Source organism: Piscinibacter gummiphilus, assembly GCF_032681285.1.
Lineage (GTDB): Bacteria > Pseudomonadota > Gammaproteobacteria > Burkholderiales > Burkholderiaceae_C > Rhizobacter > Rhizobacter gummiphilus_A.
Genome location: NZ_CP136336.1, coordinates 2,585,799 through 2,598,802 on the forward strand (window position 1 = coordinate 2,585,799; position 13,004 = coordinate 2,598,802).

The following is a 13,004-nucleotide window of genomic DNA, read 5'->3' on the forward strand; positions in this document are numbered from 1 at the left end:
CTGCCATGCAGCCGCAACGCGTCCGCATCCCCAAGCGCGCCGTCCACGGCGTGCTGCTGCTCGACAAGCCGCTTGGCCTGTCGAGCAACGACGCATTGCAGAAGGCCAAGCGCCTCTACCGAGCCGAGAAGGCCGGCCATACCGGCACGCTCGACCCGCTGGCGACCGGGCTGTTGCCCTTGTGCTTCGGCGCCGCCACCAAGTTCTCGCAGGTGAGCCTCGACGCCGACAAGCGCTACACCGCCACGCTGAAACTTGGCGAAACCACGACGACGGCCGACGCTGAAGGCGAGGTCACGAAGACCCGCGAAGTCGCTGTCACCCGTGAACAGATCGAGAGCGCCTGCCGCCGCTTCACCGGCGCCATCGACCAAGTGCCGCCAATGCACTCAGCGCTGAAGAAGGACGGCAAGGCCCTCTACGAATACGCCCGCGCCGGCCAGGAAGTCGAGCGCGAAGCCCGTAGCGTCACGATTCACAGCATCGACATCCTCGACTGGCAGCATGACCGCCTCGTGATCGACGTCCGCTGCAGCAAGGGCACCTACATCCGAACGCTCGCCGAAGACATCGGCGAGGCGCTTGGCTGCGGCGCGCATTTGTCCGCATTGCGCCGCACCGGCAGCGGCCCGCTGACGCTCACGGGCGCCGTGACCCTGGAACAATTGGCAGCCAAGACCGAAGCCGAGCGCGATGCGCTGCTGCAACCCGCCGACACGCTGCTGGCCGACTGTCCGCTGGTGCGCCTGAACGACGAAGACGCCGGCCGTTTCCTGAGTGGCGTGCGCCGCCGCACACCGCTCGCCGACACCAAACAGGTGCGTGTCTACGGCCCGCAGCCCCAGGCTTTTCTGGGCAGCGGCCACATCACCGCCGGTGAACTGATTTCAACGCGGCTCCTGAGTCCGCTGGAGGTGCAGGGCCTCCTCAACACCCATCCTGCGCAAGAGAGCTTCACATGACAAGACAGATCCGCAACATCGCCATCATCGCCCACGTCGACCATGGCAAGACCACCATGGTGGACCAGCTGCTCCGCCAGTCGGGTACCTTTGCCGAGCACGAAAAAGTGGTCGACACCGTGATGGACAACAACGCCATCGAACGCGAGCGTGGCATCACCATCCTCGCCAAGAACTGCGCGGTGAGCTGGCAGGGCACCCACATCAACATCGTCGACACCCCGGGTCACGCCGACTTCGGCGGCGAGGTGGAGCGCGCGCTGTCGATGGTCGACGGCGTGGTGCTGCTGATCGATGCACAGGAAGGCCCGATGCCGCAGACGCGCTTCGTGACCAAGAAGGCGCTGGCGCTGGGCCTCAAGCCCATCGTCGTGGTGAACAAGGTCGACAAGCCCGGCGCGAAGCCCGATGCGGTCATCAACGCCGCCTTCGACCTCTTCGACAAGCTTGGCGCCAGCGACGAGCAGCTCGACTTTCCCGTGGTCTATGCCTCCGGCATCAACGGCTGGAGCTCCCTGACCGAGGGCGCCCCTGGTGAGCAGTGGGGCCCCGACATGTCGGCGCTCTTCGACACCATCCTGAAGCACGTGCCGCCGAACGCCGGCGACCCGAATGCCCCTCTGCAACTGCAGATCTCGGCGCTCGACTTCTCGAGCTTCGTCGGCCGCATCGGCGTGGGTCGCATCAGCCAGGGCACGATCAAGCCCGCAATGGACGTGCTCGTGATGGAAGGCCCGGACGGCAAGGCCACCAAGGGCCGCATCAACCAGGTGCTGACCTTCCAGGGCCTGGACCGCATGCAGACCACTGAAGCCGGCCCCGGTGACATCGTGCTGATCAACGGCATCGAAGACATCGGCATCGGCGTCACCGTCACCAGCCCCACCGACCCGGCCCCGCTGCCGATGCTGAAGGTCGACGAGCCGACGCTCACGATGAACTTCTGCGTCAACACGAGCCCGCTGGCCGGCCGCGAAGGCAAGTTCGTGACCAGCCGCCAGATCTGGGACCGCCTGCAGAAGGAACTGCAGCACAACGTCGCCTTGCGCGTGAAAGAGACCGAAGAAGACGGCATCTTCGAAGTCTCGGGCCGCGGCGAACTGCACCTGACCATCCTCCTGGAAAACATGCGCCGCGAAGGCTACGAGCTCGCCGTGAGCAAGCCGCGCGTGGTCTTCAAGGACATCGACGGCGTGAAGTGCGAGCCGATCGAGCTCGTCACCGCCGACGTGGAAGAGCAGCACCAGGGCGGCGTGATGCAGGCCCTCGGCGAGCGCAAGGGGGAGATGGTCAACATGGAGCCGGACGGCCGTGGCCGCGTGCGCCTCGAGTACCGCATCCCGGCGCGTGGCCTCATCGGCTTCTCCAACGAGTTCATGAACCTGACCCGCGGCTCGGGCCTCATCAGCAACATCTTCGACGGCTACGAGCCGCACAAGGGCGACATCGGTGGCCGCAAGAACGGCGTGCTGATCTCCATGGACGACGGTGAAATCTTCACCTACGCCCTGGGCAAGCTCGACGACCGTGGCCGCATGTTCGTGAAGGCGAACGACCCGGTGTACGAGGGCATGATTGTCGGCATCCACAACCGCGACAACGACCTCGTCGTGAACGCGACCCGCACGAAGCAGCTCACCAACTTCCGCGTGTCGGGCAAGGAAGACGCGATCAAGATCACGCCGCCGATCGACCTCACGCTCGAATACGGCGTGGAGTTCATCGACGACGACGAGCTGGTCGAGATCACGCCCAAGTCGATCCGTGTGCGCAAGCGCCACCTCAAGGAACACGAGCGCAAGCGTGCTTCGCGTGAGGCGGCTTAAAGCCCTGGCTTGATCGCGATGCGGCTCACCCACGGCCGCGCGGCCGCGCTGATGGTGCTGGTGACGCTCCTGTGGAGCATCGCCGGCGTCGTCACCCGCCACCTGGATGCGGCCGCGAGTTTCGAAGTCACCTTCTGGCGCAGCGCCTTCAACGCGCTGGGGCTGGGCATCGCCTTGCATTGGATGCGCGGGCCGGCGCTCTGGCGCGGGCTGGTGCATTCGCCTTGGTCGGTGTGGGTGTCGGGGCTGTGCTGGTCGGTGATGTTCACCGCGTTCATGGTGGCCCTGACGCTCACGCGCGTGGCCAACGTGCTCGTGACGATGGCGCTCGGGCCCCTCATCACCGCGCTCTTCGCGCGCCTGTTCCTGCACCACAAGCTCGCGCCACGCACCTGGGCCGCCATCGTGGTGGCGGGCGCCGGCATCGGGTGGATGTTCAGCCAAGGTGCCTCGGCCAATGAAGCCGGCGCGTTGGCAGGCATCGCCGTGGCGTTTGCCGTGCCGGTGGCGGCGGCAATCAACTGGACCGTGCTGCAGCACGTGAACCATGGCAACGACGAGACGCACGACATGCTGCCCGCGGTGCTCATCGGCGCGGTGATCTCGTCGCTCGTGACGCTGCCCTTGGCTCTGCCGTTCAAGGCCACCCCGCACGACGTGGCGTTGCTGGGCATGTTGGGTGTGGTGCAACTCGCCATTCCCTGCCTGCTGGTCGTGCGGCTGAGCCGCGTGTTGCCGGCGCCCGAGCTCTCGCTGCTGGGCCTGCTCGAAGTGATCTTCGGCGTGCTGTGGGCCTGGTGGGGCGCGGGTGAAGCACCGGGCACGACGGCTCTCACCGGCGGCGCACTCGTGATCGGTGCCCTGGTGGCCAATGAACTGGTGGCGATGCGGTCACCGCAACGAGCGTCGGAGAAACAGACATGAGCGACAACGCCGTCCTCGCCGAGCTGCGGGGCCAGCTCGGCGTGATCACGCTGAACCGGCCCTCGGCACTCAACGCGCTGTCGCTCTCGATGATCCGTGAGATCACCGCGGCGTTGCTGCGCTGGCGTGATGACGACGACGTGACGGCCGTGCTGCTGCGCGGCGCCGGCCGCGACGGCAAGGCACCGGCCTTCTGCGCGGGCGGCGACATCCGCTTCTTCCACCAGGCCGCCCTCGCGGGCGACCCGACGCTCGAAGACTTCTTCACCGAGGAATACAGCCTCAACCACCTGATCCACACCTACGGCAAGCCGACGGTGGTGTTGATGGACGGCATCACCATGGGCGGCGGCATGGGCCTCGCGCAGGGTTGCAGCCTGCGGGTGGTGACGGAGCACAGCAAGCTCGCCATGCCCGAAACCAACATCGGCCTGTTTCCCGATGTGGGTGGCGGTTGGTTTCTCGCGCGCTGCCCGGGCCACCTCGGCGAATATCTTGCGCTCACCGGCCATGCGCTCGGCGCGGCCGATGCCATCGGTGCCGGTCTCGCCGACGTGTTCATGCCGTCTGCCGAGTTGCCGGTGCTGGTGGAGTCGCTCACCGATCAGCCGATGGAAAACGGCGCCCAGGCGCTGGCCGCGGTGCGCGCGCGGGCTCGGCCGGTCGGGGCGGCGCGCCTCGCGGCCCAACGCGATGCGATCGACCGGCATTTCGCCGCGGCCTCCACGGTGGACATCGCCACCTCATTGGCGGCCGACCGCAGCGCCTGGGCGGTCGACACACTGAAGGCCTTGCGCCAACGCTCGCCCCTCATGCTGGCCGTGACGCTGGAGCAGGTGCGCCGCGCCTGCACGATGTCGCTCGCCGACGAGCTGCGCATGGAACGCGGGCTCGTGCGCCACTGTTTCCACCTGCGCCCCGGGGCGGCGAGTGAAACGGTGGAGGGCATCCGCGCGCTCGCCGTCGACAAGGACCACCAGCCGCGCTGGCAGCCTGGCGCCATCGAGTCCGTCGACGCCGCGATGGTGGAAGCGTTCTTCGCGAGCCCGTGGCCTGCACACGCCCATCCGCTGCGCGATCTGCGTTAAGGCCAAACCCCCAGCGCGACTAGAGGCGCTGCCTCACGCAAACGACATGTGGGCTGGGTACGATGGTCGCAACGCGACCACGTCTTCTTTTCCTGATGCTGCCCTCCGATCCTCATCCCGCCGACCCCAAGGCGCCCAATGCCTTGCTGCTGCTGATGGAAGGGCGTGCGCCGTGGGAACTGGCGGCAAGCGTGGTCGCCGCACCGCTCTTCCACCGGCTGCCGGCCGGCGACGGGCACCCGGTGCTCGTCTTCCCGGGCCTGAGCGCTCCCGACCTCACCACCTTCCCGCTGCGCACCTTCCTGCGTTCGCGCGGGTACACGCCCTACGAATGGGAGCAGGGCTTCAACCTCGGCCCGCGCGAAGGGGTGTTGGAGCGTTGCCGCGAGCGCGCCGAGAGCATCGTGCAGAAGCACGGCGAATCGCTGAGCCTCATCGGCTGGAGCCTGGGGGGCATCTACGCGCGCGAGATCGCCAAGGAGCTGCCCCAGCAAACACGCTGCGTGATCACGCTCGGCACGCCCTTCAGCGGCCATCCGCGCGCCAACAACGCCTGGCGTCTGTACGAGTTCCTGAGCGGCCACAAGCTGAGCGAGGCCGACCCGCTGATCGACCAGGTGCGCCAGGCGCCGCCGGTGCCCACCACCTCGGTGTATTCGCGCACCGATGGGGTTGTGTCGTGGCGTTGCAGCCTGAACGAAGCGTCGCCGCTGGCCGAGAACATCGGCATCCACGCCAGCCATTTCGGCCTCGGCATGAACCCTCTCGCGCTCTACGTGGTGGCCGATCGCCTCGCCCAGAAGCCGGGCGCGTGGCATCCGTTCCAGGCGCGAGGGGCTGTCAAGTGGCTCTTCAAGAGCTGACCGTTTCGCGGATCAGCAGCAACGGCGTTTGCCGGCAGCGCCAAGGTCGCTCCCCTGAATAAGCCTCAGGCCGCAGCGAAGAACTCGCTGCGAGCCGCTTCTTTGATGGCTGCAACGCCGGGATGGGAAATGCGCCGCTCGATCGAGATCGCGTAGAACTCTTCCACCAGATCGTCGGGTGCCCCGATCCTCTCGACCTCGAACTGGCGGGAGATTTCCTTGGCAAGCACGGCGGGCGCCGCGAACACGCCCAGGCCTTCGCGGGCGAACGCCTTCATCAAGGCCGTGTCCTGGAACTCGGCTGCGATGGTGGGGGCAATGGCGTGCTGGCGCAACCAAGCATCCAGTCGCGGGCGGAGTGCGGAGTCCGCGGCTGGAAGAAGCATTGGAAGCTGCTGGAGCGACTGAGGGAACTTCGCCCGGACCTGCCGCACGTTGGTGCCGTGCTTCTGAAGCATCTTCTCGGACGCGAAGAAGGCGATGCCACTGCCGCCCAGCAGATGTGTGAACGCCTTGATGCCCAGGTTTCCGGGCAGGGGCACATCGGAGATCACCAGGTCGACCCGTCGCATGGCCAGCTCGGCCATCAATGCCGGCAACTTTCCTTCCGGGCATTGCAGTCGAGGAGTCGGCACCAGACGCAGCGCTGGCTCGAGCACGTGGTACGCGATCAGCTTGGGGACTGAATCGACGAACCCGACCTTCAGCATCGGCGCACGCGGCGCCTCCTTGCCGCCGCGCAGTGCATCTTCCATCTCCTGCCCGAGGGTGAAGATCTCGTCGGCGTATTGCATGACCATGCGGCCCGCCTCGGTGGGCTCCACGTTGCGCCCGACCTTCTTCAGCAATGGCCGGCCCAGGCGTTCTTCCAGCAGGTTGATCTGGCCGCTGAGCGTCTGTGGCGAGAGGTGAAGCTCCTCGCTCGCTCTGAGCACACCACCAGAGCGGACGACGGTCCAGAAGTAGTGCAGGTGCTTGTAGTTCATGGACGATCCTCTTTTCTCGAATGGTTCGCTGGAAATTTCGATTATTCAGGACTGTCTTCGTTCCATAGAGTTGCGTTCAGCAACAAGGAGCGACTCATGTACTGCCCCACATGCTCGACCACACGTCTCGTGCAGACCCAACGCCAGAAGGTGGAGGTCGACTACTGCCCGCACTGCCGCGGAATCTGGCTCGACCGCGGCGAACTCGAGAAGCTGCTCGACAAGGCCTCCGGTGCGCAGCACGCCGTGTTCGAGCCACCTGCCGACGGCAAGGGCGGCGGGTTCGACCGACATCTTGGCCGGCGCCAGCGCCGCAAAAGCTGGCTTTCCGAAATCCTCGACTGAAAGGGGCGGACATGCGTCGATATCCCATCAATTCGCCTGAAGCGGCTGCGCGGGTGATCGCGATGACCCTGCTGGCCGATGGCACCGTCTCCAGGGGTGAACTCGGCTCGCTCACGAGCTCGGGGATGTACGAGCGCCTGGGCGTGGACCCCGATGTCATGCAGACGGTGCTCGTCGACCTCGCACGCGACCTCTATGAGTTCGGCGTGCCGGCCTGGGACCACACCGGTGGGCTCCATCCGATCGTGATCCGGAGCGTGCTCGACGATGTGACCGACCCGCAAGTGCGCGAGGAGATCTTCCAGGTCTGTCTCAGTGTCGCCGGGGCCGACACCCACTTGTCCGACGGTGAACAGGCGTTGCTGCATCTCGCGAGCTCGCAGTGGCGCCTGGCCGACCATCCTCATCAACCTGTCCAGAAAGGAACATCATGAAAGTCGATGTTCGAGGCGAGGGCCTGACGCCCGATCAGACCCACGCGGTTGCATCCACCGTGCGCACGACCTTTCGCGAGTTCGCTCAGCGCATCGCCTCCGTCCTGGTGGTGGTGTCGACTCAGGCGGAGAAGCGCCATGCGGCTCGCAACTGCGTGATCGAGGTGTACATGGCCGATGGTCATGTCGAGTACGTCCAAGAGCGCCAGCGGCGCCTGGGCTCTGCATTGCGGCGCGCCGTCCAGCGCGCGTGGAGGGCGGCTTGCACATGGCTCAAGCAGCAGCTGCCGGTACGCCCGGCTGCAACGCCCCCTCTGGCGATGGCCCCCGTTCCCGTGCTGTCATCCCGTGCGGCGCGTCCGGGCGATCGATGAGCCTGAATGAGACGAACCAGGATCTGACGTGACCGATTTCCTCCAAGCGGACCTTCTCGGCCAAGCCGTGTGGCTGTGGCTGGCCTTCATCTCGATCGTCGCGGCCTTGCTCGCGTTCGACCTCGGCGTCCTGCACAAGGACGACCGGGAGATCGGCGTCAAGGAGAGCCTGTGGCTCTCCTGTGGCTACATCGCCGTGGCGGCGATCTTCGGCGCCTGGCTGTGGTGGCATCTCGGGCCGCAGCGGGGCATCGAGTACTTCACCGGCTACCTGATCGAGAAGTCGCTGTCGATGGACAACGTGTTCGTCATCGCGATGATCTTCACCTTCTTCTCGATCCCGAGGCATTACCAGCACCGTGTGCTGTTCTGGGGCATCCTGGGCGTCGTCGTCTTGCGCGCGGTCATGATCGGCCTGGGCGTGGCGCTCATCAGCCAATTCGCCTGGGTCCTGTACATCTTCGGCGCGTTCCTGGTGCTCACGGGCATCAAGATGCTGTGGATGGCGGACCACGAGCCGAACCTGGAGAAGAACGTCGTGCTCACGTGGCTGCGCAAGGTGATGCGCGTGACGCCGCAGGCGAGAGGCAATGCGTTCTTCGTGCGCGAGCCCGATCCGGCGACTGGCAAGCCAGTCATGTGGGCAACGCCGCTGTTTCTCGCGTTGTGCATGGTGGAGTTCGTCGACCTCGTCTTCGCAGTGGACTCCGTGCCGGCGATCCTGGCGATCACCGACGACACGTTCATCGTCTACACGAGCAACATCTTCGCCATCCTGGGCTTGCGTGCGCTGTACTTCGCGCTGGCGGCCATGATTCACCGGTTCGCGTATCTCAAGTACGCCCTGGCCCTGGTGCTGATGTTCATCGGCAGCAAGATCTTCCTCGTCAACATCGTGGGCAAGATCCCCGCCGTCATCAGCCTCAGCGTGACGGCCACGCTGATCGCCGGTGGCGTCCTGGTGTCGCTGTACAAGACGCGAGGGCAGCCAGGTGCGAAGCCGCTTCGCAGCCTTCCGCGTGGCCAGTCCTGATCGACGGTGTGTGTCCAATGACGGGCCGACGGATGGTCGGCTCGTCGCTTCAATTCAAAGGAGTGGTGAATGACTGCAGCAATCTGGACCGTGTTTGCCGTCTTGCTGTCTCTGTGGACCGGCATCGTGTGGTTTGCGACCGCACTGATGCGGTGGTCATCTCAGGCGCTTGAGAGCGCCAGCGTGGGCGCGGTCGACTTGCCCGCGTGGATCGATCGGGCGCCAGCCTGGCTGACCGCCTGGATTCCCCCTGATGAGCTGCCACTCATCGTGGCACACGTTCAGCAGGTGGCACAGTGGATCGAAGCATCGTTGCCTTGGGCCGGTGCGGCGGTTGGCTGGTTGACACCGATGGTCTGGGTGGGCTGGTTCGTGGTCGTTCTCGTGATGACGGTTGCTGCCTTCCTGCTGCACGTGATCGTTCGGCGTTCGAGAGCGCACATCCAGCCAAGCAGTGCGTGACGCAGCAACCCATGAAGACCACGCCGGGCGCAGCGGTATCCGCCCCGCGCCTGCCGTCCATCGCCTGATACGGTTCACAGTCGTCGCTTCCAAGGAGAGCCGCCTGTGAATCCCCACGACACCCCCACCCGCACCGAGCACGACAGCATGGGTGCCCTGGCCGTGCCGGCCGAGGCGCTCTACGGCGCGCAGACCCAGCGCGCGGTCGACAACTTCCCGGTGAGCGGGCGCGGCATGCCGGCGGCGTTCGTCCGTGCGCTGGTGCTCGTCAAGCAGTCGGCGGCGCTGGCCAATCGCAAGCTGGGGCAGCTTCCGGACCCCATCGCTGCGGCGATCGACGCAGCGTGCCAGCAACTGCTCGCCATGCCCGACGACGAACTGCGCACGCATTTCCCGGTCGACGTCTTCCAGACCGGCTCGGGCACCAGCAGCAACATGAACGCGAACGAGGTGATCGCCACGCTCGCCACCCGCACGCACGGGTCGCCCACCCACCCCAACGACCATGTGAATGCAGGGCAGAGCAGCAACGATGCGATCCCGACGGCACTGCACCTGAGTGCCGCGCTTGAGTTGCATCGCCATCTGCTGCCCGCGCTCGACCACCTCGCGCAGGTGACGCGACACAAGTCGGCCAGCGTGCACCGGCATGTGAAGACCGGCCGCACGCATCTGATGGACGCGATGCCGGTGCGCATGAGCCAGGTGCTGCAAGGCTGGGCGCATCAGGTGGAGGCCGGTGTCGAGCAGCTGCGGGGTTTGCAGCCGGCGCTGCTGCAGCTTGCCCAAGGCGGCACGGCGGTCGGCACTGGCGTCAACGCGCATCCGCAGTTCGCGCAGGCCTTCGCAGCCGAGCTGGGCGAGCTCACCGGCCTTCCGTTTCGCCCGGCCGACAGCTTCTTCGCCGCGATGGGCTCGCAGGACACGGCGGTCGCGGTGTCGGGCGGCCTGAAGCGTGTGGCCGTGTCGCTGATGAAGATCGCCAACGACCTGCGGTGGATGAACTCCGGCCCGCTCGCCGGCCTGGCCGAGATCGAGTTGCAGGCGCTGCAGCCGGGCTCGTCGATCATGCCGGGCAAGGTGAACCCGGTGATCCCCGAGGCGACGACGATGGTGGCGGCGCAAGTGATCGGCTTCGATGCCGCCATCACCGTGGCCGGGCAGTCCGGCAACTTCGAGCTCAACGTGATGCTGCCGCTCATCGCCCACAACCTGCTGGAGAGCTGCAACCTGCTGGCCAACGTGAGCCGGCTGTTGGCCGACAAGGCGATCGCGACTTTCACCGTCAACGAGCGCCAGCTGCAGCAGGCCTTGGCGCGCAACCCCATCCTCGTGACCGCACTCAACCCGCTGATCGGCTACGAGCGTGCGGCCGAGATCGCCAAGCAGGCTTACCGCGAGGGGCGGCCGGTCCTCGACGTGGCCGACGAGAAGACCGACCTGGGGCGCGAGCGCCTCACTCAGTTGCTCAACCCGGAGAAGCTCACCGGGTCAGACTGACGGAGCAGGCGGAACGGCGATTGCCGCATCCAGCTTTTCACGCATGGAGCACCGCATGAACCGCAACACCGAATCAGCCGAACAGCGCATCGACGTGCAGCGCAGCGACGACCTGGCGCAATGGGCGCAAAAGCTCGACGCCTCTGAAGCGCAGATCAAGGAGGCCGTGCAGGCCGTCGGAAGCCGCGCCTCGGACGTGGAGGAACACCTCAAGGGCAGCCGCAGCACCACCAATGCCGAACGCACGAAGCAGGCGCTGAAGCCCGGCTCCGAGCGGCCCCGCTGATCCTTTGCGAAAATGCGGGCCCTGCGCCACCGACGGCGCAGCCTCCCGCATGGCTGCACACGAAACTTCTCCCTGGCGCTTGTCCGTCGCCCCGATGATGGACTGGACGGATCGGCATTGCCGCTACTTCCACCGCCTCATCACCCGCCACACCCGCCTGTACACCGAGATGGTGACCACCGGCGCACTGCTGCATGGCGACGTACCCCGCCACCTCGATTTCAACCCCGAGGAGCACCCCGTCGCGCTGCAGCTGGGGGGCAGCGAGCCCGATGACCTCGCCAAGTGCGCGAAGCTCGCGCAGACCTGGGGCTACGAGGAGGTCAACCTCAACTGCGGCTGCCCGAGCGAGCGTGTGCAGCGTGGCGCCTTCGGCGCCTGCCTGATGAACGAGCCCCAGCTGGTGGCCGACTGCGTGAAGGCAATGCGCGATGCGGTCACGATCCCGGTGACGGTGAAGCACCGCATCGGCATCGACCAGAGCGAGAGCTACGGCTTCGTGAGCGACTTCATCGGCACGGTGGCCGCGGCCGGGTGCGAGGTGTTCGTCGTGCATGCGCGCAACGCCTGGCTCAAGGGCCTCTCGCCGAAGGAGAACCGTGAGATTCCGCCGCTGCGCTACGAGGTCGTGCACCGGCTCAAGCGCGACTTCCCGTCGCTCACCATCGTGCTCAACGGCGGTCTCGAGACCCACGAGCAGATCGACGAGCAACTCGCGCATCTCGACGGCGTGATGCTCGGGCGCGAGGCCTATCACAACCCCTGGCTCATGGCTGATTGGGACGAGCGCTACTTCGGCGCGGCGGCGCAGACGCTCACCCGCAGCGAAGCGGAGGGGCGCATGGTGGCCTACATGAGCCGCCTGCAGGCGGCCGGGGTGCCGTGGTCACATGCGTCACGCCACATGCTCGGTTTGTGGAACGGCACGCCCGGCGCGCGCAAGTGGCGCCAGGTGTGGTCGGATCACAAGCTCAAGGGCGAAGCGCCAGAGCGTGTGTCAGACCTCGCGCACCGGCGCAGCGCGGCCGTCTCGGTCGCGGCCTGAAGGCCAGGTCGCGAGCACCACGCCCACGAGGGCCAGCGCAAACGCGCCGACCTGCAGCCCGTCGAAACGCTCGCCGAGGAAGAGCACGCCCACGAGCGCCGTGCTCACCGGCAGGAACACGGTGAACACGCCGGCCGACGAGGCCTGCACATGCTTGAGCCCCGTCATCCACAGCCACACCGTGACCATGCTGGCCGCGAGCGAATAGAAGACGAGCAGCGTCCATGACGGCATGGCGACCGCGCTGAAGTCGAAGCGCCAGGCCTGCCAGACGCCGAAGGGCGTCACGAGCGCGAGGCCCCACAGGTTCACGAGGGCGCTGATGCGCTTGGCCGAGACCTTGCCGGTGAGCTTCTTGCCGATCACCACGTAGCTGGCCTCGCAAGCCACGGCGCAGAAGAGCAACGCGTTGCCGAGCAGCGAGGTGCTGCCGCCGCCTTCATGCTTGACCAGCGACACGAGCGCGATGCCACCCACAGCGCAGGCAATGCCACCTGCCACCTGCGCGGTGATGCGCTCGCGCAGGGCCACCCACGACATCAGCGCCACCATCGCCGGAATGGCCGCCATGATCACGCCCGCCGCCAGCGCCGACGTCATCGACACACCGAAAAGCATGCACACCGAGAATAGGAAGTTGCCGAAGAAGGACTCGAAGAAGAGCAGGGTGCGGTCATGCCGGCTCAGCGGCGCCTCGTCGGGCGCGCGCCTGACCCAGGAGGCCATCGCGACGGCCGCGATGCCGAAGCGCAACCAGGCGAGCAGGAAGACCGGGAACACGATCACCAGCGTCTTCGACAGCGCGACATAGCTGCCCACGAGCGCCATCGAGCTGGCGAGGAAAAGGTAGGCGAGAACGGGAGGGCGGTGCGTCAT

At 66.4% G+C, this 13,004-nt stretch carries 15 protein-coding genes; 13 read left to right on the forward strand and 2 right to left on the reverse strand.

Going from position 1 to position 13,004, the window contains the following annotated elements; all coding sequences use genetic code 11:
- Window positions 1-5 precede the first annotated feature (5 nt).
- From truB to RXV79_RS12175, 5 genes are all read left to right on the forward strand, one after another.
- The gene (gene truB / locus RXV79_RS12155) at window positions 6-962 is read left to right on the forward strand and encodes a tRNA pseudouridine(55) synthase TruB (protein ID WP_316703670.1); all 957 of its coding nucleotides are present in this window, start codon (window positions 6-8) and stop codon (window positions 960-962) included.
- Window positions 959-2,788, forward strand: a complete 1,830-nt coding sequence (gene typA / locus RXV79_RS12160; protein ID WP_316703671.1) for a translational GTPase TypA — start codon at window positions 959-961, stop codon at window positions 2,786-2,788. The genes truB and typA overlap by 4 nt, the downstream gene beginning before the upstream one ends.
- Before the next feature lie 18 nt (window positions 2,789-2,806).
- Window positions 2,807-3,712 carry a DMT family transporter gene (locus RXV79_RS12165; RefSeq protein ID WP_316703672.1) on the forward strand — a complete coding sequence of 302 codons (906 nt, stop codon included), beginning with the start codon at window positions 2,807-2,809 and terminating at the stop codon, window positions 3,710-3,712.
- Complete coding sequence (locus tag RXV79_RS12170) at window positions 3,709-4,800, forward strand: enoyl-CoA hydratase/isomerase family protein (protein WP_316703673.1); 1,092 nt, start codon at window positions 3,709-3,711, stop codon at window positions 4,798-4,800. The genes RXV79_RS12165 and RXV79_RS12170 overlap by 4 nt, the downstream gene beginning before the upstream one ends.
- A 95-nt stretch (window positions 4,801-4,895) precedes the next feature.
- Window positions 4,896-5,663: an esterase/lipase family protein gene (locus RXV79_RS12175; RefSeq protein WP_316703674.1), complete on the forward strand. Its 768-nt coding sequence runs from the start codon at window positions 4,896-4,898 to the stop codon at window positions 5,661-5,663.
- Between the two features lie 65 nt (window positions 5,664-5,728).
- Here RXV79_RS12175 and nhaR read toward each other — a convergent pair whose 3' ends face one another.
- Complete coding sequence (gene nhaR, locus RXV79_RS12180) at window positions 5,729-6,649, reverse strand: transcriptional activator NhaR (protein WP_316703675.1); 921 nt, start codon at window positions 6,647-6,649, stop codon at window positions 5,729-5,731.
- Window positions 6,650-6,745: 96 nt separating this feature from the next.
- On the opposite strand from nhaR, the gene RXV79_RS12185 reads away from it, so the two are divergent.
- The 8 genes from RXV79_RS12185 to dusA all read left to right on the forward strand — a co-directional run bounded on the left by RXV79_RS12185 (window position 6,746) and on the right by dusA (window position 12,128).
- A complete protein-coding gene (locus tag RXV79_RS12185; RefSeq protein ID WP_316703677.1) occupies window positions 6,746-6,994 on the forward strand; it encodes a TFIIB-type zinc ribbon-containing protein in 249 nt (82 codons plus the stop codon).
- A gap of 11 nt (window positions 6,995-7,005) precedes the next feature.
- The gene (locus RXV79_RS12190) at window positions 7,006-7,428 is read left to right on the forward strand and encodes a tellurite resistance TerB family protein (RefSeq protein WP_316703679.1); all 423 of its coding nucleotides are present in this window, start codon (window positions 7,006-7,008) and stop codon (window positions 7,426-7,428) included.
- Window positions 7,425-7,802 carry a hypothetical protein gene (locus RXV79_RS12195; protein ID WP_316703681.1) on the forward strand — a complete coding sequence of 126 codons (378 nt, stop codon included), beginning with the start codon at window positions 7,425-7,427 and terminating at the stop codon, window positions 7,800-7,802. Before RXV79_RS12190 ends, RXV79_RS12195 begins: the two co-directional genes overlap by 4 nt.
- Window positions 7,803-7,830: 28 nt before the next feature.
- A complete protein-coding gene (locus tag RXV79_RS12200; RefSeq protein ID WP_316703683.1) occupies window positions 7,831-8,835 on the forward strand; it encodes a TerC family protein in 1,005 nt (334 codons plus the stop codon).
- A 69-nt stretch (window positions 8,836-8,904) separates the two neighbouring features.
- Window positions 8,905-9,297 (forward strand): hypothetical protein, encoded by a 393-nt coding sequence (locus RXV79_RS12205; RefSeq protein ID WP_316703684.1) that lies wholly within the window; start codon window positions 8,905-8,907, stop codon window positions 9,295-9,297.
- Window positions 9,298-9,444: 147 nt separating this feature from the next.
- Entirely contained in the window at window positions 9,445-10,797 is a 1,353-nt protein-coding gene (locus RXV79_RS12210; protein WP_316704096.1) for a class II fumarate hydratase, read from the forward strand.
- A 55-nt stretch (window positions 10,798-10,852) separates the two neighbouring features.
- Entirely contained in the window at window positions 10,853-11,083 is a 231-nt protein-coding gene (locus tag RXV79_RS12215; protein ID WP_316703685.1) for a DUF3606 domain-containing protein, read from the forward strand.
- A gap of 49 nt (window positions 11,084-11,132) precedes the next feature.
- Window positions 11,133-12,128, forward strand: coding sequence for a tRNA dihydrouridine(20/20a) synthase DusA (gene dusA, locus RXV79_RS12220; RefSeq protein ID WP_316703686.1), 996 nt, complete (start codon window positions 11,133-11,135; stop codon window positions 12,126-12,128).
- On the opposite strand, the gene RXV79_RS12225 is transcribed toward dusA, so the two are convergent.
- Entirely contained in the window at window positions 12,081-13,004 is a 924-nt protein-coding gene (locus RXV79_RS12225) for a DMT family transporter (RefSeq protein WP_316703687.1), read from the reverse strand. The two genes, dusA and RXV79_RS12225, sit on opposite strands and share 48 nt — an antisense overlap.

Excerpts from the sequence above, each read along its gene's own strand:
- truB (WP_316703670.1), top strand. The coding sequence starts at position 6 with ATGCAGCCGCAACGCGTCCGCATCCCCAAGCGCGCCGTCCACGGCGTG.
- typA (WP_316703671.1), top strand. The coding sequence starts at position 959 with ATGACAAGACAGATCCGCAACATCGCCATCATCGCCCACGTCGACCAT.
- RXV79_RS12165 (WP_316703672.1), top strand. The coding sequence starts at position 2,807 with ATGCGGCTCACCCACGGCCGCGCGGCCGCGCTGATGGTGCTGGTGACG.
- RXV79_RS12170 (WP_316703673.1), top strand. The coding sequence starts at position 3,709 with ATGAGCGACAACGCCGTCCTCGCCGAGCTGCGGGGCCAGCTCGGCGTG.
- RXV79_RS12175 (WP_316703674.1), top strand. The coding sequence starts at position 4,896 with ATGCTGCCCTCCGATCCTCATCCCGCCGACCCCAAGGCGCCCAATGCC.
- nhaR (WP_316703675.1), bottom strand. The coding sequence starts at position 6,649 with ATGAACTACAAGCACCTGCACTACTTCTGGACCGTCGTCCGCTCTGGT.
- RXV79_RS12185 (WP_316703677.1), top strand. The coding sequence starts at position 6,746 with ATGTACTGCCCCACATGCTCGACCACACGTCTCGTGCAGACCCAACGC.
- RXV79_RS12190 (WP_316703679.1), top strand. The coding sequence starts at position 7,006 with ATGCGTCGATATCCCATCAATTCGCCTGAAGCGGCTGCGCGGGTGATC.
- RXV79_RS12195 (WP_316703681.1), top strand. The coding sequence starts at position 7,425 with ATGAAAGTCGATGTTCGAGGCGAGGGCCTGACGCCCGATCAGACCCAC.
- RXV79_RS12205 (WP_316703684.1), top strand. The coding sequence starts at position 8,905 with ATGACTGCAGCAATCTGGACCGTGTTTGCCGTCTTGCTGTCTCTGTGG.
- RXV79_RS12210 (WP_316704096.1), top strand. The coding sequence starts at position 9,445 with ATGGGTGCCCTGGCCGTGCCGGCCGAGGCGCTCTACGGCGCGCAGACC.
- RXV79_RS12215 (WP_316703685.1), top strand. The coding sequence starts at position 10,853 with ATGAACCGCAACACCGAATCAGCCGAACAGCGCATCGACGTGCAGCGC.
- dusA (WP_316703686.1), top strand. The coding sequence starts at position 11,133 with ATGGCTGCACACGAAACTTCTCCCTGGCGCTTGTCCGTCGCCCCGATG.
- RXV79_RS12225 (WP_316703687.1), bottom strand. The coding sequence starts at position 13,004 with ATGACGCACCGCCCTCCCGTTCTCGCCTACCTTTTCCTCGCCAGCTCG.